Annotated in this window: 22 protein-coding genes; 12 read left to right on the plus strand and 10 right to left on the minus strand. The window is 68.4% G+C overall.

Features of this window, described 5'->3' with window-relative positions; translation table 11 throughout:
* Positions 1-269: 269 nt before the first annotated feature.
* Positions 270-722 (plus strand): DUF192 domain-containing protein, encoded by a 453-nt coding sequence (locus AC3WTD_RS12990; protein ID WP_492614022.1) that lies wholly within the window; start codon positions 270-272, stop codon positions 720-722.
* A gap of 219 nt (positions 723-941) precedes the next feature.
* Here the strand turns inward: AC3WTD_RS12990 and AC3WTD_RS12995 are convergent, their stop codons facing one another.
* Positions 942-1,136: a rubredoxin gene (locus tag AC3WTD_RS12995; RefSeq protein WP_027491430.1), complete on the minus strand. Its 195-nt coding sequence runs from the start codon at positions 1,134-1,136 to the stop codon at positions 942-944.
* 112 nt (positions 1,137-1,248) lie between these two features.
* Here AC3WTD_RS12995 and thiE point away from each other — a divergent pair, with 112 nt between their 5' ends.
* The 4 genes from thiE (at position 1,249) to AC3WTD_RS13015 (ending at position 4,593) form a co-directional block, all read left to right on the plus strand.
* A complete protein-coding gene (thiE, locus tag AC3WTD_RS13000; RefSeq protein ID WP_027491429.1) occupies positions 1,249-1,896 on the plus strand; it encodes a thiamine phosphate synthase in 648 nt (215 codons plus the stop codon).
* Positions 1,893-3,176 carry a glutamate-1-semialdehyde 2,1-aminomutase gene (gene hemL, locus AC3WTD_RS13005; protein ID WP_492614023.1) on the plus strand — a complete coding sequence of 428 codons (1,284 nt, stop codon included), beginning with the start codon at positions 1,893-1,895 and terminating at the stop codon, positions 3,174-3,176. Before thiE ends, hemL begins: the two co-directional genes overlap by 4 nt.
* 114 nt (positions 3,177-3,290) lie before the next feature.
* Entirely contained in the window at positions 3,291-3,947 is a 657-nt protein-coding gene (locus tag AC3WTD_RS13010) for a hypothetical protein (RefSeq protein WP_185754555.1), read from the plus strand.
* A 4-nt stretch (positions 3,948-3,951) separates the two neighbouring features.
* Entirely contained in the window at positions 3,952-4,593 is a 642-nt protein-coding gene (locus AC3WTD_RS13015; protein ID WP_492614024.1) for a helix-turn-helix transcriptional regulator, read from the plus strand.
* Here the strand turns inward: AC3WTD_RS13015 and AC3WTD_RS13020 are convergent, their stop codons facing one another.
* The 6 genes from AC3WTD_RS13020 to AC3WTD_RS13045 all read right to left on the minus strand — a co-directional run bounded on the left by AC3WTD_RS13020 (position 4,594) and on the right by AC3WTD_RS13045 (position 9,934).
* Positions 4,594-5,013 (minus strand): VOC family protein, encoded by a 420-nt coding sequence (locus AC3WTD_RS13020; RefSeq protein WP_027491426.1) that lies wholly within the window; start codon positions 5,011-5,013, stop codon positions 4,594-4,596.
* Between the two features lie 24 nt (positions 5,014-5,037).
* The gene (locus AC3WTD_RS13025; protein WP_027491425.1) at positions 5,038-6,273 is read right to left on the minus strand and encodes an acetylornithine/succinylornithine family transaminase; all 1,236 of its coding nucleotides are present in this window, start codon (positions 6,271-6,273) and stop codon (positions 5,038-5,040) included.
* A 73-nt stretch (positions 6,274-6,346) separates the two neighbouring features.
* The gene (locus tag AC3WTD_RS13030) at positions 6,347-7,165 is read right to left on the minus strand and encodes an SDR family oxidoreductase (RefSeq protein WP_027491424.1); all 819 of its coding nucleotides are present in this window, start codon (positions 7,163-7,165) and stop codon (positions 6,347-6,349) included.
* 47 nt (positions 7,166-7,212) lie between these two features.
* Entirely contained in the window at positions 7,213-7,821 is a 609-nt protein-coding gene (locus AC3WTD_RS13035) for an LON peptidase substrate-binding domain-containing protein (protein WP_492614025.1), read from the minus strand.
* 46 nt (positions 7,822-7,867) lie between these two features.
* On the minus strand, positions 7,868-9,313 hold the full coding sequence (mpl, locus tag AC3WTD_RS13040; RefSeq protein WP_492614026.1) for a UDP-N-acetylmuramate:L-alanyl-gamma-D-glutamyl-meso-diaminopimelate ligase: 1,446 nt from the start codon (positions 9,311-9,313) through the stop codon (positions 7,868-7,870).
* Between the two features lie 36 nt (positions 9,314-9,349).
* Entirely contained in the window at positions 9,350-9,934 is a 585-nt protein-coding gene (locus tag AC3WTD_RS13045; protein WP_492614027.1) for an adenylate kinase, read from the minus strand.
* A gap of 191 nt (positions 9,935-10,125) precedes the next feature.
* On the opposite strand from AC3WTD_RS13045, the gene AC3WTD_RS13050 reads away from it, so the two are divergent.
* From AC3WTD_RS13050 to ppa, 6 genes are all read left to right on the plus strand, one after another.
* Complete coding sequence (locus AC3WTD_RS13050; RefSeq protein ID WP_492614028.1) at positions 10,126-11,403, plus strand: 6-phosphofructokinase; 1,278 nt, start codon at positions 10,126-10,128, stop codon at positions 11,401-11,403.
* A 139-nt stretch (positions 11,404-11,542) separates the two neighbouring features.
* Entirely contained in the window at positions 11,543-11,980 is a 438-nt protein-coding gene (locus tag AC3WTD_RS13055) for an RcnB family protein (RefSeq protein WP_027491419.1), read from the plus strand.
* Between the two features lie 163 nt (positions 11,981-12,143).
* Positions 12,144-14,216: a sodium-translocating pyrophosphatase gene (locus tag AC3WTD_RS13060; protein WP_027491418.1), complete on the plus strand. Its 2,073-nt coding sequence runs from the start codon at positions 12,144-12,146 to the stop codon at positions 14,214-14,216.
* A gap of 215 nt (positions 14,217-14,431) precedes the next feature.
* Positions 14,432-16,516 carry a prolyl oligopeptidase family serine peptidase gene (locus AC3WTD_RS13065; RefSeq protein ID WP_492614052.1) on the plus strand — a complete coding sequence of 695 codons (2,085 nt, stop codon included), beginning with the start codon at positions 14,432-14,434 and terminating at the stop codon, positions 16,514-16,516.
* Positions 16,517-16,526: 10 nt separating this feature from the next.
* Positions 16,527-17,381 carry a 2OG-Fe(II) oxygenase gene (locus tag AC3WTD_RS13070; protein ID WP_492614029.1) on the plus strand — a complete coding sequence of 285 codons (855 nt, stop codon included), beginning with the start codon at positions 16,527-16,529 and terminating at the stop codon, positions 17,379-17,381.
* A 95-nt stretch (positions 17,382-17,476) separates the two neighbouring features.
* A complete protein-coding gene (gene ppa / locus AC3WTD_RS13075) occupies positions 17,477-18,016 on the plus strand; it encodes an inorganic diphosphatase (RefSeq protein ID WP_027491415.1) in 540 nt (179 codons plus the stop codon).
* A 64-nt stretch (positions 18,017-18,080) separates the two neighbouring features.
* Here the strand turns inward: ppa and AC3WTD_RS13080 are convergent, their stop codons facing one another.
* Positions 18,081-19,103, minus strand: a complete 1,023-nt coding sequence (locus AC3WTD_RS13080; RefSeq protein WP_492614030.1) for a DUF2333 family protein — start codon at positions 19,101-19,103, stop codon at positions 18,081-18,083.
* Between the two features lie 181 nt (positions 19,104-19,284).
* Here AC3WTD_RS13080 and AC3WTD_RS13085 point away from each other — a divergent pair, with 181 nt between their 5' ends.
* A complete protein-coding gene (locus AC3WTD_RS13085; protein WP_492614031.1) occupies positions 19,285-20,301 on the plus strand; it encodes a zinc-binding alcohol dehydrogenase family protein in 1,017 nt (338 codons plus the stop codon).
* Positions 20,302-20,319: 18 nt separating this feature from the next.
* Here the strand turns inward: AC3WTD_RS13085 and AC3WTD_RS13090 are convergent, their stop codons facing one another.
* Both AC3WTD_RS13090 and AC3WTD_RS13095 read right to left on the minus strand, forming a co-directional pair.
* Positions 20,320-20,916, minus strand: coding sequence for a ferritin-like domain-containing protein (locus AC3WTD_RS13090; protein WP_492614032.1), 597 nt, complete (start codon positions 20,914-20,916; stop codon positions 20,320-20,322).
* A 131-nt stretch (positions 20,917-21,047) separates the two neighbouring features.
* Positions 21,048-21,695 (minus strand): TetR/AcrR family transcriptional regulator, encoded by a 648-nt coding sequence (locus AC3WTD_RS13095; protein WP_027491411.1) that lies wholly within the window; start codon positions 21,693-21,695, stop codon positions 21,048-21,050.
* Positions 21,696-21,800: the final 105 nt, after the last annotated feature.

The following is a 21,800-nucleotide window of genomic DNA, read 5'->3' on the forward strand; positions in this document are numbered from 1 at the left end:
ACTTCGGTGATCGCCCCGGAACCTTTCGTTCCGGGTGAGCCGCCCATTCTACATCGCTTTTTGCGACCGTCAACACCCGCAGCAAGGAAATTTTCAGCGTGGGGTGTCGCGGAGACCTTCGCGAAAGGGCGCCTCGTCGAAGGGGCGAGAATCATAGCGCCGAGCTGGGCGTCTGGGAAGGGGGCGCATGCACTTTTCTCCGGAAAGCAACGCTCGCGCGCAGCGCTACACTGCCCGTCGCGCCTTCCCGCCCGCGACGAGCAGCTGCAATGAAACGATGGGTTGCCCCGATGTTTTTCCTGCTGGCCGGTTGCTCCGGCCCTGCTCCCACGCCATCCAAGGCATCGGCGCTCGAGCTGCATGGGCAGCATTTTCCGGTGGAGCTCGCCACCGACGACGCCAGCCGCCAGCACGGCCTGATGATGCGCACCGCGCTGGCGCCCGACCACGGCATGCTGTTCGTGTTTCCCCACACCGGGCCGCAGGCGTTCTGGATGAAGAACACCCTGATCCCGCTGGACATCCTGTACTTCGATGCGGAGCGTCGGCTGGTCTCGATGCAAGTGGACGTGCCGCCATGCAAGGCCGACCCTTGCCCGACCTACCCCAGCGATGCGCCGGCAATCTACGTGCTGGAGCTGTCTGCCGGCACGGCGCGACGTATCGGTGCGCAGCCGGGGGATGTGTTGAAGATCGAGGGCGATATCGGGCCGGTACGCTGAACAACCGCACCAGGTACGTCGAGCATGCCGGTGCGATAGGGGATCAGGTCCTCGGGACGCAGGTTTTCCAGTACGCCCCAGTCGTCTTCGAACGGAATGAACTGTCGCATGGGATGTTCCTGAGTACGGCGCGCCGCTTGACCGGCGCAGGAACATCAAAGCAGCCGGCCCGGCCAATGCACTGACGGAATCGGGCCGTTTGCGGGCAGGGATCGGCGTTCAGTCGATCACGATCATCTCGAAATCGTCCTTGGTCGTACCGCAATCCGGGCAGGTCCAGGTGTAGGGCACATCCTCCCAGCGCGTACCGGCGGGAATGCCTTCATCGGGCACGCCCATGGCTTCGTCGTAGATGTAGCCGCAGACAACGCACATCCATTTGCGCAAGGCGGTTTCGGTGGAGCTCTGGCTCATGATCGGGTTTCTTCGGATCGCTAGGGAATGGAGCATTCTCGCAACTCGCCCGACAATACGAAAGCGCGACAATGATGCCGCTACCTTCCCCACCCACCTACGAGGCGACGATTTGAAGAAGACGCCAATACTCTCCGCCGACCGCGGCCTGTACGCCATCACCGACGGGCCGCGCGACGACCTGCTCGCCGTCGTCGCCCAGGCGTTGGCCGGCGGCGCAAGGCTGCTGCAGTACCGCGACCTGAGCGACGACGCGGCGCGGCGCCACGCCGAAGCGACGGCACTCATGCAGCTGTGCCGCACTCATCACGTACCGCTGATCATCGACCACGACATCGCACTGGCCCAAGCCGTCGGCGCCGACGGCGTGCACCTGGGCAAGGACGACGACGATCCCGCTGCCGTGCGTGCCGTGCTGGGCGAGCATGCGATCGTCGGCGTGTCGTGCTACGGCTCGTTGCCGCGCGCACAGGCTGCCGCACGCGCCGGCGCCAGCTACGTGTCGTTCGGCGCGTTCTTTCCCTCACCGACCAAGCCGCTGGCAGCGCGCGTCCCGATCGACCTGCTGAGGCAAAGCGCCGCGTTGGGCGTGCCGCGGGTGGCGATCGGCGGGATCACGCCGGACAATGGCGCCTCACTGGTCGAAGCCGGCGCCGATTACCTGGCGGCCATCACCGCCGTGTTCGCCGCTCCCGACGTGCGCGCCGCCGCGCAGCACTTCGCCGACCTGTACCCCTCCGATCGGGAACCCTCACGATGAGCAACCACGAACTCTTCCAGCGCGCCCAGAAGCTGATGCCCGGCGGCGTGAACTCGCCGGTGCGCGCGTTCAAGTCGGTCGGTGGCGAACCGTTCTTCACCGCGCGGGCAGACGGCGCGTATCTGTGGGATGTGGAAGGCACCCGCTATATCGACTACGTCGGCTCGTGGGGGCCGATGATCGTCGGCCACAACCATCCGGCGGTGCGCGAGGCGGTAGAGCGCGCGGTGCGAAACGGCCTCTCGTTCGGTACGCCCTGCCCGGCTGAAGTGACCATGGCCGAGACCATCACCCGATTGATTCCCTCGGTCGAGATGCTGCGCATGGTGAACTCCGGCACCGAGGCCACCATGTCGGCGATCCGCCTTGCCCGCGGCGCTACCGGCCGCAGCAAGATCGTGAAGTTCGAGGGCTGCTACCACGGCCACGGCGACAGCTTCCTGGTCAAGGCCGGCTCCGGCGCGCTCACCTTCGGCGTGCCGACTTCGCCCGGTGTGCCCAAGGCGAACGCCGACCTCACGCTCACCCTGCCCTACAACGACCTCGATGCCGCCAAGGTGCTGTTCGCCGCGCAAGGCGAGGAGATCGCCGCGCTCATCATCGAGCCAGTGGCCGGCAACATGAACTGCATCCCGCCGATGGACGGCTATTTGCAAGGCCTGCGCGAACTGTGCACGCGGCACGGCGCGCTGCTGATCTTCGACGAGGTGATGACCGGCTTCCGCGTGGCGCTCGGCGGCGCGCAGGCGCATTACGGGGTGACGCCGGATATCACCACGTTCGGCAAGATCATCGGCGGTGGCATGCCGGTGGGTGCCTACGGCGGTCGCCGCGATTTGATGGAACAGATCGCCCCGAGCGGCCCGATCTACCAGGCCGGCACGCTTTCCGGCAACCCAGTGGCGATGGCGGCGGGCCTGGCGATGCTGGAGCTGATCCAGGCGCCCGGCTTCCACGACCAACTGGCCGCCCGCACCCGCCTGCTCTGCGACGGCCTGCAGTCGGTGATGGATGCCGCCGGGGTGGCGTTCTCCACCAACCGCGTGGGGGGCATGTTCGGGCTGTTCTTCACGGCACAGAAGGTCAGCAGCTATGCGCAGGCCACGGCGGCGGACACCGCGCTGTTCAACCGCTTCTTCCACGGCATGTTGGCGCGCGGCGTGTACCTCGCCCCCAGTGCCTTCGAGGCGGGCTTCCTCTCCAGCGCCCATTCCGACCAGGACATCGCCGACACCTTGCAGGCGGCGCGCGAGGCCGCGAGCGCAGCCAAGGCGGGCTGACCCGGAAAAAAATCACGCAATGACAAGCTTTACACATGAACATGTTTACTATTTGTCGCCGTCGTTCAGGATGACGGGGTCGCCATCCGACGACCTATCACCGGAACAAACATCATGAAATCCCTTGCCATTGCCTGTGCCCTTGCCATGGGTCTGAGCCTCCCCCTCACTACGCTCGCGCAGCCGGCCATGCCCGGCATGCAGGCCGCCCCGCAAGCCGCCGCCGCACCCGCCGCACCGAAGCTGCACGCCGCGCTGCGCGGCCTGTGGCACGGCCATCTGGTCGCCACGCGCGACTACGCGACGGCCGTGAAAGCCGGCAACAAGGCGGCTGAAGCCAAGACCGCCGACGCCGTGGTGGCGAACGCCAAGCAGATTTCCGACGCGGTGGCCGGCTTCTACGGCGCCGACGCCGGCAAGGGCTTGCTCACCTTGCTCGCCGGTCACTGGGGCGGCGTGAAGGCACTCACCGACGCGACCCACGCCGGCGACAAGGCCGCTGCCGACAAGGCCATGCAGGCTCTCGCCACGAACGCCGGCGAGATCGCCAAATTCCTGCACGGCGCCAATCCGAACCACTGGCCCGAAGCCACCGTCGATGGCCTGCTGCTGCAACATGCCGCCGACCACCAGTCGCTGGTGGGCGCGATCATGGCCGGCGACCAAGCCACCAGCGCGAAGGACTGGACGATGATGGAAGAACACATGAACACCATCGCCGATGCGCTGTCCGGCGGCATCGCCGCGCAGTTCCCGCAAAAGGCCCAGTAAGTCCGTGGGCGCCCTGCGCCAGCTCGGCCAGACCCAGCAGAAGCTGCTGCGGACACTGCTGGCCGCGCCGCAGGGCGCCAGTGTGGAGGCGCTGTGCCTGGCGCTGCACGTGACCCACAACGCCGTGCGGCAGCACCTCTCCGCGCTGATCGTCACGGGTCACGTCGAACGCGGCACGGCGCGCCCCACCGGCGGCCGGCCGCAGGCACGCTACCTGCTGACGCAGGCGGGCCGCGAACTCTTTCCGCGCCATTACGGCCTGATCGCCGGCAGCATCCTCGAACACCTGTACGCCAGCGCCGGCAAGGCCGGCGTGCAGGCCTTGCTGGCGAGCATGGGCGAGGAACTCGGCCACGCGGCGGCCAGCCGCATCGAGGGCGAAAGCGACGCCGCGATCGCCGCGCGCCTGGCCGAACAGTTGGACACGCTGGGCTATGAAGCCGCCACCGTGAAGCGCGACGGCGAAACCCAGGTGGAGGCCTACAACTGCGTGTTCCACGACCTCGCCAAGACCCACCCCGACGTCTGCCGCTTCGACCTCGCCTTCATGGAAGCCGCCACCGGACGGCATATCCAGCACATGGAATGCCTGGTACGCGGCGGGCAGGCCTGCCGCTTTCGCCTCGGCAAGCCGCGCCCCGGCTGATTACCACGCGCCGGTGTTCGGCATCGAGGCCCACGGCTCGGTCGGCGGCAGGTGACCGTCCTGCAGCAGCTCCACCGAAATCAGGTCGGGCGAGCGCACGAAGGCCATGTGGCCGTCGCGCGGCGGGCGGTGGATGGTGTAGCCCATGTCCATCAGGCGCTGGCAGGTGGCGTAGATGTCCTCCACGCGGAACGCCAGGTGGCCGAAGTTGCGCGCGCTGCCGTAGTCCTCGGTGGAGCCCCAGTTCCAGGTGAGCTCGACCTCGGCCTCGGAGCTGTCCGGCGCGGCGAGGAACACCAGGGTGAACTTGCCCTGGGCATTTTCCATGCGGCGCACCTCGCGCAGGCCCAGGCCCTCGCAGTAGAAACGCAGCGAGGCGTCGATGTCGCGCACGCGCACCATGGTGTGCAGGTATTTCATCGGAACTCTCCTGACCGGCCAGCCTCAGCCTGCCGCAAAATCGCTCAACGCCGCGTGCAGGCGCCCGAGGCCGTCGGCGAGTTCCTCGTCGGTGATGGTCAGCGGCGGCACGAAGCGCAGCACGTCCGGCCCCGCCTGCAGCAGCAGCAGGCCGTGCGCGGCGGCGTGGTCGAGGATCGCGCCGGCCTTGCCCCGATGTGCCTCGGCCAGCGCCGCCCCGATCATCAGGCCGCGGCCGCGCACCTCGTCGAACAACTGCAGCTCGTGGTTGATACGCGCCAGCCCCGCGCGCAGGTCGTTCGCCTGGCGCTCCACGTTCATCAGCACCGCCGACGAGGACAGCTTGGCCAGCGCGACGCGCGCCACCGCGGCGGCCATCGGGTTGCCGCCGAAGGTGGTGCCGTGGGCGCCGTACTGCATCACCTCGGCCACCTTGGGTCCGGCCAGCATCGCGCCGATCGGGAAACCGCCGCCGAGCGCCTTGGCCAGGGTCACGATGTCCGGTGCGACATTGTCGTGCGCATGCGCGAACAGCGTGCCGGTGCGGCCCATGCCGCACTGGATCTCGTCCAGCACCAGCAAGGCGCCGTGTGCGTCGCACAGCTCGCGCACGCGCTTGAGGAAACCCGGCGCGGCGGGCACCACGCCGCCCTCGCCCTGCACCGGCTCCAGCATCACCGCGGCGATGTCGCCGGCGGCGAACGCCGCCTCCAGCGCCGCGGCATCGTTGAAGTCGAGGTAGCGGAAACCCGCCGGCAGCGGCTCGTAGCCCTGCTGGTACTTCGGCTGCGCGGTGGCGGTGACGGTGGCCAGCGTGCGGCCGTGGAACGAGCCATTGAAGGTGACGATGACGCGCCGCTCCGGCGCGCGCCCCTGCGCGGCCGCCCACTTGCGCACCAGCTTGATCGCCGCCTCGTTCGCCTCGGCGCCGGAATTGCACAGGAACACACGTTCAGCGAAACCGCTCGCCTGCACCAGCTCCTCGGCCAGGCGCAGCGGCGGCTCGGTGTAGAACACGTTGCTGCTGTGCCACAGCTTGTGCGCCTGCGCGGTCAGCGCGGCGAGCAGGTCCGGATCCTGGTGGCCGAGCGCGTTCACCGCGATCCCGGCACCGAAATCCACGTAGTCGCGCCCCTCGGTGTCCCACACCCGCGCGCCCTTGCCGTGGTCGAGCACCAGCTCGCGCGGCTTGTACACCGGCAGCCAGTAGCGTTTGCCAAGCGAGATCAGGGCTTCGGTGGTGGCATCGGGGCGGGTCATGGGTGTTCCGGCGTGCGAGAAGGGGAAGGGTTGCGCATGCTAGCGCCCGGCTCGGGCCTTGGCACGGCCGACTTCAGTCGAGGAAGAGATCCGGCAGCAGGGCGGCGCCCGGCTGCACGGCATAGCCGTCGAAATCGCTCACGCCGGCCTCGCGCAGGATCTCTTCGTCGATCGCGAAATGGCCGGTGTAGCTGCGCGCCGGGCGGGTCAGGATGGCGTGGGCGGCGTCGGCCACGATCTCCGGCTTACGGCAATGCTCGGCCTTCACCCCGTCGATCATGCCGATCGCCGCGGTGGCGATCACCGTGCGCGGCCACAGCGCGTTCACCGCGATGCCCAGCGGGGCGAACTCCGGACTCATGCCCAGCACGCACAGGCTCATGCCCATCTTGGCGATGGTGTAGGCGGTGTGCGGCGCGAACCATTTCGGGTCGAGGCTGGGCGGCGGCGACAGCATCAGCACATGCGGATTGGCCGCTTTCTTCAGGTACGGCAGGCAGGCCTGGGTGACCAGGAAGGTGCCGCGCGTATTGACCTGCTGCATCAGGTCGAAGCGCTTCATCGGCGTGCCTTCGGTGCCGGCCAGCCAGATCGCGCTGGCATTGTTGACCACGATGTCGATGCCGCCGAAACGCTCGGCCGCCTGCGCGGCGGCGGCCACCACCTGGGCCTCCTCGCGGATGTCCACCTGCAGCGCCAGCGCCTTGCCGCCGGCCGCCTCGACCTCCGCCGCCGCGGTGTGGATGGTGCCGGGCAGCTTCGGGTTCGGCACGCCGCTCTTGGCCGCGATCACGATATTGGCGCCGTCGCGCGCGGCGCGCAGCGCGATCGCCAGGCCGATGCCACGCGAGGCACCGCTGATGAACAGGGTCTTGCCGGCAAGGTCGGTCATGCGCGTTGCTCCGTCGAATAAAGTGTTCAGTGTAGAACCCGCCGGACTCACGGCTTCTGAAAGCGCGGCAGGATGTCGCGCAGTTCGGCCAGCCGTTGCACCGGATCAGGCAGTTCGAGCATGCGCTGCTGTTCGCCGGCGTCCAGCGGCAGCAGCTCGGCCAGCCGGAAGCCCAGCCAGCTGGCGTCGTCGTAGGCGCTGCGCGGCGCATCGCGCCACTGCGGCGCCATCGTCTCGATCAACCGCTCCAGGATGGTCTGCAGCAGGGCGAACTCGACCGGCACCGGCTGCTCCGGCTCGTCCGGCCAGACCTCCACGTCGCCGCGCAGCAGGCCGTCGACGCGTGCCCGGCTGCGTACCGCACGAAAACGCGGACCGCCCGCGGCGACGATGCCGAGCAGGCCATCGTCGCCACGGTGGAAATCGCTGATCCGCGCGATGGTGCCGATCGCCGCCGGCAGCGCCGGCTCGCCCACTTCCTTGCCCTCGAGGATCAGGCAGACGCCGAAACCAGTGCCATGCCGCGTGCATTCGCGCACCAGATCTAGATAGCGCGGCTCGAAGATGCGCAGCTGCAGCTGGCTGCCGGGAAACAGCACCGAGGCCAGCGGAAACAGCGGCATCTCGACGAGCAGCGACTGGGATTGGGCGACCATCCAGCGAGTGTACCCAGAGCCGGCGCTCCGGTCTGCGGCAGCCGGCTCAGGCCTGCCGCAGGCTTTCCACGAAACGGCGCGGCGCCGCCTCGAAACCGCCGTTGGACATGAAGATCACCTGGTCGCCCGCCCGTGCCTGCGCGCGCAGCGCGGCAATCAGTGCATCGACCGTCGGCGCCGTGGCGCCGCGCCCGCCCAACGCCGCGGTGACCCGGCCGGCGTCCCACGACAGCTCGGGGCGATGCAGGAACACCACCGCATCGGCGTCGGCCAGCGACGGCGCCAGCGCCTCGGCGTGCGCGCCCTGGCGCATCGAGTTGGAACGTGGCTCCAGCGCCACCAGGATGCGCGCGCTGCCCACCTTGGCGCGCAGCCCGGCCAGCGTAGTGGCGATCGCGGTGGGGTGATGGGCGAAGTCGTCGTACACGCGCACGCCGTTCACCTCGCCGACCAGTTCCATCCGCCGCTTCACGCTCTCAAAGCTGGCGAAGGCCGGCAGCAGCACTTGCGGATCGGCGCCTGCGACGGCGGCGGCCGCCAGTGCGGCCAGCGCATTCATCACGCTGTGCTGGCCGAGCAGCGACCAACGCACCTCACCCACACCTTCGCCGTGGTGCGTCACCCTGAACGCGCTGCCGTCGGCCTCGATCAGTTCCGCCTGCCAGTCACCGGTGCCGATGCCGAAGCTTTCCACCGGCGTCCAGCAGCCCATCGCCAGCACCTCGGCCAGGCGCTCGTCGTGCGCGTTGACGATCAGCCGGCCGTTGCCCGGTACGGTGCGCACCAGGTGGTGGAACTGGCGCTGGATCGCCGCCACGTCGGGGAAGATGTCCGCGTGGTCGTATTCGAGGTTGTTGAGGATCGCGATGCGCGGGCGGTAGTGCACGAATTTCGAACGCTTGTCGAAGAACGCGGTGTCGTATTCGTCCGCTTCAATGACAAAAGGCGCCGCCATCGGCGGCACGACATTCCCTTCCCCCTCCGGGGGAAGGTGGCGCGCAGCGCCGGATGAGGGTCCGGGGCCTGCGTATGCCTGCCTGCCCCCCAACCGCGCAGAAACGCCGAAATTCCCCGGCACGCCACCGACCAGAAAGCCCGGCGCCATCCCCGCGCTCTCCAGCAAATGCGCCAGCAGGCTGGTGGTGGTGGTCTTGCCGTGGGTGCCGGCCACGGCCAGCACGTCGCGGTCGGCCAGCACCGTCTCGCCCAGCCACTGCGGGCCGGAGATGTAGCGCAGACGCGCATCGAGCATGTACTCGACGGCCGGGTTGCCGCGGCTCATCGCGTTGCCGACCACGACGAGATCAGGGGCCGGCTGCAGGTGCCTGGCGGTGTAGCCGCTCATCAGGCCGATGCCGAGCGCCTCCAGCTGGGTGCTCATCGGCGGATAGACGTTGGCGTCGGAACCTTCGACCGCGTGGCCCAGCTCGCGCGCGAGTGCGGCGACCCCGCCCATGAAGGTGCCGCAGATGCCGAGGATGTGCAGACGCATGACGAGCGATTCCCTTGCAGGGAGCAGGAAGCGGGCTCAGCCGTTCGCAGCGGCGGCTTCGTTCTGCAGCGCGTGCTCGATCCGCGCGGTGACCTCGTCCAGTTCGCCGACGCCGTCCACCACCTGCAGCTTGCCGCGGCTGGCGTAGAAATCCGCCACCGGCGCGGTCTGCTCGGCGTAGATGGCGAGGCGTTTGCGCACGGTATCCGGGTTGTCGTCGGCGCGGCCTTCGGCCTTGAAGCGGATTTCGCAGCGCCCGATGATCGCCTCGTTCGGCACCTCCAGCTTCACCACCGCATCCAGCGGCTGACCAAGCTTGGCCAGCAGGTGGTCGAGCGCGTCAGCCTGGGCCAGGTTGCGCGGGTAACCGTCGAGGATGAAGCCGGCCTTCGCGTCGGCCTGGGCGAGGCGCTCTTCCAGCATGCCGAGCAGGATGTCGTCGGAAACCAGCTGGCCGGCGTCCATCACCGCCTTGGCCTTGAGTCCCATCGCGGTGCCGGCGGCGACCGCGGCGCGCAGCATGTCGCCGGTCGAGATATGCGGAACGCCCAGCGCCGTCTTCAGTCGGGTCGCCTGCGTACCTTTGCCCGAGCCGGGCGCACCAAGTAGGACGAGTCGCATAATGCTCCACAAGTTCGGCAGGCCGCCGCATGTTGCAGCCGCCTGCCCGATGCACGGAATTGCCTGTCAAATTAGCCGCTGCACCGAGTGCCGTCAAACAGCGACCTTCGTCGTATTCGGCCAAGTACCTGCTGCAGAAAAGATTTGCCGGCGACCGTGGCCAACCACCCCGCTGCCTGACCGAGGATCCCATGAGCCCGAACCGCCGTTCACCCGCCATCGCCGGCAACCTGCTGTACGCCCAGTCCGGCGGTGTCACCGCCGTGATCAACGCCACCGCCGCCGGTGTGATCGAAGCCGCCCGCGGCAAGGGCGTGAAGGTCTACGCCGCGCGCAACGGCATCCTCGGCGCGCTGCGCGAGGAGCTGATCGACACCTCGAAGGAATCGGCCGCCGCGATCGCCGCGCTACGCCACACGCCCGGCGGCGCGTTCGGCTCGTGCCGCTACAAGCTGAAGTCGCTGGACGAGAACCGCGCCGAGTACGAGCGGCTGATCGAGGTGTTCCGTGCGCACGACATCCGCTGGTTCCTCTACAACGGCGGCAACGATTCGGCCGATACCGCGCTGAAACTGTCGCAGATCGGCAAGGCACTGGGCTACGACATCCGCTGCATCGGCGTGCCGAAGACGGTGGACAATGACCTCGCCGTCACCGACTGCTGCCCCGGTTTCGGCTCGGTGGCGAAGTACACCGCGATTTCCACGCTGGAGGCCAGTCTAGACGTGGCCTCGATGGCCGAGACCTCGACCAAGGTGTTCATCCTGGAGGTGATGGGCCGCCACGCCGGCTGGATCGCCGCCGCCGCCGGCCTCGCTGGCGAAGGTGCGGACGCGCCGCCACACATCATCCTGTTCCCCGAGAATGCGTTCGACGAGGCCGCATTCCTGGCGAAAGTGAAAACCACCGTCGAGCGCGTCGGCTGGTGCACCGTGGTCGCTTCCGAAGGCGTGCGCAACACAGCCGGCCAGTTCCTCGCCGAGGCCGGCACCCGTGACGCGTTCGGCCACGCCCAGCTCGGCGGCATGGCGCCAGTGCTGGCGGCACTGGTGAAGGAAAAGCTCGGCTACAAGTACCACTGGGCGTTGCCCGACTACCTGCAGCGCTCCGCGCGGCACGCCGCCTCAAAGGTCGACGCGGAGCAGGCCTATGCGGTGGGCCGTGCCGCGGTCGGCTACGCACTGGCCGGGATGAACGCGGTGATGCCGGTGATCGTGCGCACGTCCGACGCGCCGTACCGCTGGAAGATCGAACCGGCACCGCTGGCGAAGATCGCCAACCGCGAAAAGAAGATGCCGAAGAACTTCATCAGCCGCGACGGTTTCGACATCACCGCCGCCGCCCGCCGTTACCTCGCCCCGCTGATCTGCGGCGAAGCGCCGCTGCCGTACGGCAAGGACGGGCTGCCGCGCTACGTGCGGCTGAAGAACGTGGCGGTGGCGAACAGGCTGGCGGCATTCCGGCGCTGAGGCCGCCTTGCTGGTGAGGGCCACCTGGAACCGGGCCGCGGGATCGGGTTTCGTTCAGCCGCAATTTCCTACGATCCACCCTGCCCGGGTCGATCGCCGCGCTGTTGCGGCCACGACCTGCCACGGGAGGAGACCCGAGATGAAACTCGTCCACCGCCTGCTCATCGCCCTCGCCTTGCTCACCACCGGCAGCCTCGCGCTGGCCGCCCCGGGGCCCGGCCCGGATGATCATGGCCGGCATGGCCATGACCGTGGCTACGACCGTCATCACGACGGCCGCCGCTGGCATGACGACCGTCGCCACGGCGACTGGCGCCGCGACCATCGCCGCCATGACGACCGTCGCTACGGTTACGACCATCGCGACTACCACTACGCCGGCCCGCGCTATTACCCGGCGCACCCCCATCGCTGGGAACGCGGCCACCGCTACTATGGCCCGAGCTACGTGGTGCGCGACTACCGCCATTACCGCCTGCACCCGCCGCCGCGCGGCTACCACTGGGTGCGCGCGAACAACGACTACCTGCTGGTCGCGATCGCCACCGGCATCATCCTGGACTACGCGCTGCGGTAAATCCGCGCCGAGGCAAGCGTTCCGGGGGCTGAGCATCCGCGCATGGCCCTTTTCTTTGGCGGACGGCCCTGCGCCGCACAACGGCCTGCGCCGCCGCGTCTGCCTTATACTCCCTGCGACCGCCCGTTCCGGACGGCCACTTACAACCCATGGGGAGGCTCCGATGCTGCAGCAGTATGGCTGGTGGATCGTCGTTGCGTGTGCGGTGGTGGCGGTTCTGTATGGCGCGCTGTCCGCGCGCTGGATCCTGGCGAAATCGCCGGGCAACGAACGGATGCAGGAGATCGCCGCGGCCATCCAGGAAGGCGCGCGCGCCTACCTCAACCGCCAGTACACCACCATCGGCCTGGTCGGCGTGGTGTTGCTGCTGCTGATCGGTTTCTTCCTCACCTGGCCGACCGCGATCGGCTTCCTGCTCGGCGCGGTGCTGTCCGGCGCGGCCGGCTACATCGGCATGAACGTCTCGGTGCGCGCCAACGTGCGCACCGCCGAGGCGGCGCGCAGCGGCCTCGGCGCGGCGATGGACGTGGCGTTCCGCGGCGGCGCGATCACCGGCATGCTGGTGGTCGGCCTGGCCCTGCTCGGCGTGGCCGGCTACTGGCTGGTGCTCGGCCACTTCGGCGTCACCGGCGAAGCCGCCCTGCACGCGCTGGTCGGCTTGGCCTTCGGCAGCTCGCTGATCTCGATCTTCGCGCGCCTGGGCGGCGGCATCTTCACCAAGGGCGCCGACGTCGGCGCCGACCTGGTCGGCAAGGTCGAGGCCGGTATTCCCGAGGACGACCCGCGCAACCCGGCGGTGATCGCCGACAACGTGGGTGACAACGTCGGCGACTGCGCGGGCATGGCCGCCGACCTGTTCGAGACCTACGCGGTGACGGTGATCGCCACCATGCTGCTGGCCGGGCTGAGCTTCGCCGACAACCTGGCGGCGGTGATGTATCCGCTGGTGCTTGGCGGCGTGTCGATCATCGCCTCGATCATCGCCACCTTCTTCGTCAGGGTGAAGGCCGGCGGCTCGATCATGGGCGCGCTGTACAAGGGCGTGATCGTGTCGGCGGTGCTCTCCGCGGTCGCGTTCTGGTTCGTCACCGGCAACCTGCTGCCGCAGGGCCTGACCGCCGCCGACGGCAGCGTGGTTTCCAGCCATGCGCTGTTCTACTGCGCGCTGATCGGGCTGGTGCTGACCGGCCTGATCGTGTGGATCACCGAGTACTACACCGGCACCCAGTACGGCCCGGTGCAGCACATCGCGGCGGCCTCCACCACTGGCCACGGCACCAACATCATCGCCGGCCTCGGCGTGTCGATGAAGTCGACCGCGATGCCAGTGATCGTGATCTGCGCGGCGATCTGGGGCGCCTACAGTCTGGGTGGCCTGTACGGCATCGCGATCGCCGCCACCGCCATGCTGTCGATGGCTGGCATGATCGTGGCGCTGGACGCCTATGGCCCGATCACCGACAACGCCGGCGGCATCGCCGAGATGGCCGACCTGCCGCCGGAAGTGCGCGGCGTCACCGACCCGCTCGACGCGGTCGGCAATACCACCAAGGCGGTAACCAAGGGCTACGCGATCGGTTCGGCCGCGCTGGCTGCACTGGTGCTGTTCGCCGACTACACGCACAACCTCGACGTCGCCGCGCAGGCCAAGGCGGCGGCCGCGGGCAGCACGTACACCCCGCTGACTTTCGACCTGTCCGACCACATGGTGATCATCGGCCTGCTGATCGGCGGCCTGATCCCCTACCTGTTCGGCGCAATGGCGATGGAGGCGGTGGGCCGCGCCGCCGGCGCGGTGGTGGAGGAAGTGCGCCGCCAGTTCCGCGACATCGCCGGCATCATGCAGGGCACCGGCAAGCCGGAATACTCGCGCGCGGTGGACATGCTGACCCGTTCGGCGATCCGCGAGATGATCGTGCCGTCGCTGCTGCCGGTCGCCGTGCCGATCGTGGTCGGCCTGCTGCTCGGACCGAAGGCGCTCGGCGGCGTGCTGATCGGCACCATCGTCACCGGCCTGTTCGTGGCGATCTCGATGACCACCGGCGGCGGCGCCTGGGACAATGCGAAGAAGTACATCGAGGACGGCCACCACGGCGGCAAGGGCTCCGAGGCGCACAAGGCTGCGGTCACCGGCGACACCGTGGGCGACCCGTACAAGGACACTGCCGGCCCTGCGGTAAACCCGCTGATCAAGATCATCAACATCGTGGCGCTGCTGATGATTCCGCTGCTGTAAGCCGCGCCACCGTCTCTCGCAGAAATCCCGCCGCGTGGCGGGATTTCTGTTTCCGGCTCGCGCGCCTGACTTTAGTCACGGGCGGCGGCCGGCCAAGCCCGGCTACGCTCGGCGGGGCAGGCCGCGCCCACCGCGACCACCTCCAACCGCACACCTGGGGATACACGATGAAAGCAGTCTGGCTGACGCTGGCGCTCGGCGTCACACTGGCGGGCATGAACGATAGCCACGCCCGCGACACCACCCCCGCTCCCGCCGCCAACGCGGCCAGCGACGACCCGTTCCTGTGGCTGGAGGACATCCACGGCGAGCGCGCACTGGACTGGGTGAAGCAGCAGAACGCGACCACCGCGAAGCAGTTCGTCGACAACACCGAGTTCGCCCATACCCGCGACGGCATCCTCGAGGTGCTCGACTCGGAAGCGCGCATCCCCTACGTCAACCGCATGGGCGACCACCTGTACAACTTCTGGCGCGACAAGGCGCATCCGCGCGGCATCTGGCGGCGCACCACGCTGGCCGAGTACCGCAAGGCCGTGCCGGTGTGGGAAGTGCTGCTGGACGTCGACGCGTTGAACCAGGCCGAAGGCAAGCGCTGGGTGTTCAAGGGCGTGCGATGCCTGAAGCCGGCGTACGAGCGCTGCCTGGTCTCGCTGTCGCCAGACGGCGGCGACGCCGTGGCCGTGCGCGAGTTCAGCATCCCGCACAAGGCGTTCGTGAAGGACGGCTTCGTCTTGCCGGTGGCGAAGAGCGAGGTCGACTGGATCGACGAAGACACCCTCTACATTGGCACCGACTTTGGCCCCGGCTCGATGACCGAGTCGAGCTATCCGCGCATCGCCAAGGAGTGGAAGCGCGGCACGCCGCTGGCCGCGGCCACCACCGTGTACGAGGGCAAGCCGAGCGACCTGGCGGTCAGCGCCCACCACGACCGCACGCCGGGCTACGAGCGCGACTTCGTTTCCGTCGCCCGGGATTTCTACCACAGCGACCTGTACCAGCGCCTCGGCGACAAGCTGGCCCGCGTCGAAGTGCCGGCCGACGCGGAAGCCGACGCCCATCGCGACTGGCTGCTGGTGCGCACCCGCTCGCCGTGGACGGTGGACGGCAGCAGCTACCCTGCCGGCGCGCTGCTGGCGGCGCCATTCGACGGCTTCATGGCCGGCAAGCGCCACTTCACCGTGCTGTTCAAACCCGACGTGCACACCTCGCTGGACTCGTATGCCTGGACCAGGAACCACCTGATCCTCAACCTGATGGACGACGTCAAGAGCCGGCTGGAGGTGCTGACTCCGCCGCAGATGGCCACTCCCGACGGCGACTGGAAGCGCATGGCGATGGCGGGCGCGCCGGCGCTGAGCACGATCAGCGTGATCGACACCGACCCCGACCACAGCGACGAGTACTGGCTCGACGTCACCGGCTTCCTGGCCCCTTCGTCGCTGCAGCGCGGCGTGCTGGACGGCGCGGCGGTCGAGACGATCAAGCAGGCGCCGGCGTTCTTCGACGCCACGAAGTTCGCGGTCAGCCAGCACTTCGTGACATCGAAGGACGGCACCCGCGTGCCGTACTTCGAGATCGCCCCGAAAGGTATCGAGCTCGACGGCAGCAACCGTACCCTGCTGTATGGCTACGGCGGCTTCGAGGTCTCGCTGCAGCCGTACTACAGCGGCAGCGTCGGCCGCGCCTGGCTGGAACGCGGCGGCGTCTACGTGATCGCGAACATCCGCGGCGGCGGCGAGTACGGCCCGCAGTGGCACCAGGCTGCGCTGAAGGCGAACCGCCCACGCGCGTACGAGGATTTCGCCGCGGTAGCCGAAGACTTGGTGAAGCGCGGCGTGACCTCGGCGCAGCACCTCGGCGCCGAAGGCGGCAGCAACGGCGGCCTGCTGATGGGCAACATGCTGACCATGTACCCGCAGCTGTTCGGCGCGATCGCCTGCGAGGTGCCGCTGCTGGACATGAAGCGCTACATCCACCTGTCCGCCGGCGCTTCGTGGATGGCCGAATACGGCAACCCGGACACGTCCGACTGGAGTTTCATCAAGACCTTCTCGCCGTACCAGAACGTGCAGAAGGACGGCCACTACCCGCCGGTGCTGTTCTACACCGCCACCAGCGACGACCGCGTCGGCCCGGTGCAGGCGCGCAAGATGGCCGCGCGGATGCAGGCGCAAGGCCACCGGAACGTGTGGTTCTACGAGAACCTCGAAGGCGGCCACGGCGCCGGTGCGGACAACCGGCAATCCGCCCACATGCACGCGATGGCCTACGACTTCCTGTGGGACCAGCTGAAGTAATCCCGACCCCATGCACCCACGCACCACCATCAGCCCCGAGCTGCGCGAATGGATCCTCGCCACCACACGCGCCGGCCACGGCACGGCGGCGGTGCTGCAGTTGATGAAGGAGCACGGCTACGATCCGCGGCAGAGCCGCGGCATCGTCGCCGAGGTGCTGAAGCTGCCGCTGGCGACGCTGCTCGCCGGCACGACCAGGGGATCGCTGAAGGGGCTGCGCGCGAAACACCCCGAGGCGCCCGAGGTCCGCGCCGGCGATCGCACGATCGGCGTCTCGCTCAGCGTCGACGCGCCGGTGCTGCGCGTGCTGGAGAACCTCCTCGACGAGAACGAATGCGACGAGCTGATCGCGCTGGCGCAGCCGCGCCTGCAGCGCGCGCTCACCGTCGACAGCGCCGGCCGCCAGCAGGTGGATCGGCGGCGCACCAGCGAGGGCATGTTCTTCACCCTGGACGAAGTGCCGCCGGTCGGCCGCATCGAGCAGCGCCTGGCCGCCCTCACCGGCGTGCCGGCGAGCCACGGCGAGGGACTGCAGATCCTGCACTACCTGCCCGGTCAGGAGTACGAGCCGCACTTCGACTGGTTCGACCCGGAGCAACCCAGCTACGAGGCGATCACCGCCGCAGGCGGGCAGCGCATCGCCAGCGTGGTGATGTACCTGAACACGCCCTTGCGGGGCGGCGGCACGGCGTTCCCCGAGCTCGGCCTCACCGTCACCGCACGACGCGGCGCCGCGGTGTATTTCGCCTACGAGGGCGGCGACCGCAGCTCGCTGCACGCCGGCCTGCCGGTGCTCGAGGGCGAGAAGTGGATCGCTACCAAATGGCTGCGCGAGCGGCCGTACCGGAAGCCGACGAAGGCCTGAACGCCGGCGCAGCGAAGCCCGCCACTGCTGCATCGCAGCAGCGTTTGGCGTATTCTTGCGGACCCTCTTTTCCCCTTCATCGCCAAGGACAGTCCATGGGTCTGCACCTCGTCTCCGCCGGCCGCAACGTGCCGGAAGAAATCAACGTCATCATCGAGATCCCCAAGGACGCCGAGCCGGTCAAGTACGAGGTGGAGAAGGAGTCGGGTGCGATCTTCGTGGACCGCATCCTGTCCACCCCGATGCGCTACCCGTGCAACTACGGCTACGTGCCGCGCACCCTGGGCGGCGACGGCGATCCGCTGGACGCGGTGGTGATCCTGCCGCTGCCGCTGGCGGTCGGCTCGGTGATCCGCTGCCGCCCGGTCGGCATGCTGAAGATGAGCGACGAGGCCGGCAGCGACGAGAAGCTGGTGGTGATCCCCTCGCCGAAGGTGTTCCCGGGCTACGCGCACATCAACGACATGAAGGGCGTCTCGCCGCACTGGCTGGAACGCATCGGCCACTTCTTCGAGCACTACAAGGATCTGGAGAAGGGCAAGTGGGTAAAGGTGGACGGCTGGGTCGGCGCCAACGAGGCGAAGGCCGAGATCCTCGCCGGCTTCCAGCGCTACCAGGACGCCATCAGCGGCTGAGCCTGCCGCCAACCAGAAGTATCCATGCACAAACCCCGCCCCGGCGGGGTTTGTCGCTCATGCACTAGCCGCGCCTGAGCAGTTCGCGCAGGTCGATCAGCGCCGCGTTCGCGCGTGACACGTAGTTCGCCATCACCAGCGAGTGGTTGGCGAAGAAGCCGAACGGCGAACCGTTCAGCACCATCGGGCTGTGCAGCGGGCGCTGCGCCTCCTCCAGCTCGCGGATCACCTGCTCCAGGCTGACGTCGGCGTGCTTGGAGCGCAGGATCGGGCCGAAGTCCTGGCGGAACGCCTTGAGCTGTTCCAGCAGCGTCCAGGTGTAGCCGCGCGCCTCGTAGAAGTTGTCGTCGATCTTCGTCCATGGCGTCTTCACCAGCCGGCCGCCGCCGGGCGCGGCCACCGTGCCGGCGGCCGCAGGCTGGTCGGCGCCGGCCACCTCGCCGATGCGGATCTGGCCCACGCTGGCTGATAGCCGCTGCGACAGCGAACCGAGCCGCGCCGAGGCCAGCTGCAGGTAGTCGGCCAAGTTGTCGGCGCGGGCATAGAAATGCGCGCCGCTGGTTTCGCTGTCGCCGAGCCGGGCCAGATAGCCTTCCAGATGCTTGATCGCCTTGCGGTACTGGCTCTCCGAACTGGGCAGCAGCCAGCGGTCGTTCGGGCTGTTGAGCAGCGGGTCGGCCTCGGCCAGGTCCTTGTCCTCGGTCGACTGCGTCTGCGAGCGGCTGAAGTCGTTGCGCAGCGCGCGCACCAGGTCGCGCGAGGCGGTCAGCGAACCGAATTCCCAGTTGGGGATGTTGTCCAGCAGCACGCCCGGCGGCAGCTTGTCGTTGCTGAGGTAGCCGCCGCGCTTGTCCAGCAGCGTACGCACCGAGGCGATCAGGGTGGCGGTGGTGGTCGCGCCGGTGCTGACCGGCCGCTTCAGCTCCTGCAGCTGCGCCTGGGTCACCGCCGCCGGATCGAACAGCGCCGGCTCGGTATCCCACCACCACATCAGCGCCGCCACGCCCAGCACCAGCAGCGCGAGCAATGCCAGGATGGCGCGGCGGATGCCGTGACGCGAGGAGTTCGAAGTATCCGGGGTCTGCATCGCGCGGCTCCTGCGGGGAATGGGCCAAGCTTACAGGCTCGGCTCGGCGCCGCGTGACCAGCGCCGAGCCGGCACCATCCCGTCACGCCGCCGGGGCGTACGATCGGGGATCAGGCCGCCTGCCCGCCTCCCTGCGGAGGGAAGCAAAGGGCGGCCTTCGAGTCATCCATGGAGTTGTCCCATGAAAGCCGTCGCACTCACCCGCTACCTGCCAATCGACGACCCGCAATCGTTGTTCGACGTCGAGCTGCCGCCGCCGACGCCCGGCGAGCATGACCTGCTGGTGCGCGTGGAGGCGATCTCGGTGAATCCGGTCGACACCAAGATCCGTTCACCCAAGCCGCAGATCGAGACGCAGCCGAAGGTGCTCGGCTACGACGCCGCCGGGGTGGTAGAGGCGACCGGCGACGCGGTCGACGGTTTCCGGCCGGGCGACCGCGTGTACTACGCCGGCGACGTCACCCGCCCGGGCAGCAACGCGCAGTTCCAGCTGGTCGACGCGCGGCTGGTCGGGCATGCGCCGCGCTCGCTGGACCTGGCCGAGGCGGCGGCGCTGCCGCTGACCGCGCTGACCGCGTGGGAGCTATTGTTTCAGCGCATGCCGTTCGACAGCGAGGATGGCGGCGAAGGCAAGTCACTGCTGATCATCGGCGGCGCCGGCGGCGTGGGCTCGATCGCCATCCAGCTGGCGCGGCGCGCGGGCTTCACGGTGATCGCCACCGCCTCGCGCAGCGAAACCACCGACTGGTGCCGCACGATGGGTGCGCACCACGTGGCCAATCATCGCCATCCGCTGGCACTGCAGTTGGAGGCCCTGGGTTTCAACCAGGTCGACGCCGTGCTCAACCTCGCCGACACCGACCACTACTGGGACGCGGTCGGCCAGCTGCTGGCGCCGCAAGGCCACGTCGGCCTGATCGTGGAGCCGGCCGGCGCGCTGAGGGTCGGCGATCCGTACAAGGCCAAGTGCATCGGCATCCACTGGGAGTTCATGTTCGCGCGGGCGCGCTTTGGCACCGCCGACATGGCCGAACAGGGCCGCATCCTCGAACGGATCGCCGCGCTGGTCGACTCCGGCGAACTGCGCAGCACGCGCAGCGCGCTGCTGGCACCGATCAACGCGGCGAACCTGCGCGAGGCGCACCGCCAGCTGGAGTCCGGCCGCACGCTCGGCAAGCTGGTGCTGGCCGGCTGGTGAGACGGTGCCGGCGAGCGGTCAGCCGCGTTTGCCCGCCGCCTTCCTGGCCGGCGAGGGCTTGGCCGGCTCGCCCTTCTTGCCGAGCTGCTCCAGCAGCGTGTTCATGTCCTCGGCGTGCTCTTCCTCCATCGCCAGGATGCCTTCCAGCACGCGGCGGGTGGTCGGGTCGTCGGTGCCGATGTAGGCGATCACCTCGCGGTAGCTGTCGATCGCGATGCGCTCGGCGACCAGGTCCTCCTTGATCATGTCGACGATATCCTCGCCCTCCACGTAGTCGGCATGGCTGCGGCTGAGCAGGCCGTCCGGCGACAGGTTCGGCTTGCCGTCGAGCTGGGTGATGCGCTCGGCGATCAGGTCGGCGTGGCCCTGCTCCTCGTTCGCGTGCTGCAGGAACTCGGCCTTGATCGCCTGCGAGTGGATGCCCGAAGCCATGTAGTAGTGGTACTTGTAGCGCAGCACGCAGACGATCTCGGTGGCCAGCGCATGGTTGAGCAACTTGACCACCGTTCCGCGATCGGCGCGGTAACCCGCCGTTATCGCGCCCTTGTCGATATCCTGGCGCGCACGCTTGCGGATGTTCTCGATGTCGCTGACGAACGGCTTGGTCTTGGCCATGGCTTGCTCCTGCGGGCACGGATGGGCAGCGGCGAGCGTGCCGATGCCGTCGGAAGTCCGACCAGCCTAGGAACGCGCATGAAAAAGCCAGGTGAAGAGGACTTCACCTGGCTCGTTTCGCCAACGCTGCTTCAACGCGGCTGGTAGGCGCGCAGGAACATCGCGACGCCGGCCCGCGCGGTGCTCTCGATTTCCTCGGCGTAGCTCTCGGCACAGTCGGTGCAGCCGAACATCTGGCGCATCATAAGGTTGCCCTTGATCAGGCTGAGGAACTGCCCGCTGGCGCGCACCACGTCGTCAATGTCGAGCTGGCCGGCGTCAATCGCCTGCTGCAGCAGCCGTTCCATCAGGCCATGCGTACGCGCCGCGCCCTCTTCCCAGATCAGCTTGCCGTAGCGCGGGTTGCCTTGGCGGCAATCGCTGAGGATGGCGCGGAAGGTGCCGACGGTCTCGGCGTTGCAGTCGAGATGGGCGTGAGTCAGCGCCACCCGCAGCAGGGTGTCGTGGATGTCGGCAGCTGGATCGAAGAAGTAGGTCTCTTCCGGCAGCAAGTCCTGGATGCGCGAGCGGATCACCTCGCGGAACAGGTTGTCCTTGTCACCGAAATGGCTGTACACGGTGAGCTTGGACACGCCCGCGTCCGCGGCGATCGCGTCCATACTGGTGCCGGCAAACGCGTTGCGGATGAACAGGGCCTTCGCCGCCGACAGGATCGCCGCACGCTTCTCCATGTCCTTCGGGCGGCCGGGGCCCTGGGATTTGACCTGCGCGCTGTTCATGCCACTACCTTCACACCTTCACAAAGAAATAGCCAAGCTTTATTATACGCAACGGTTCAATTATTTCCAGAACGACGCCAACGCCGTCAGTGTCCATCGCCTGTG

The organism is Rhodanobacter sp. FW106-PBR-R2A-1-15 (genome assembly GCF_058789735.1).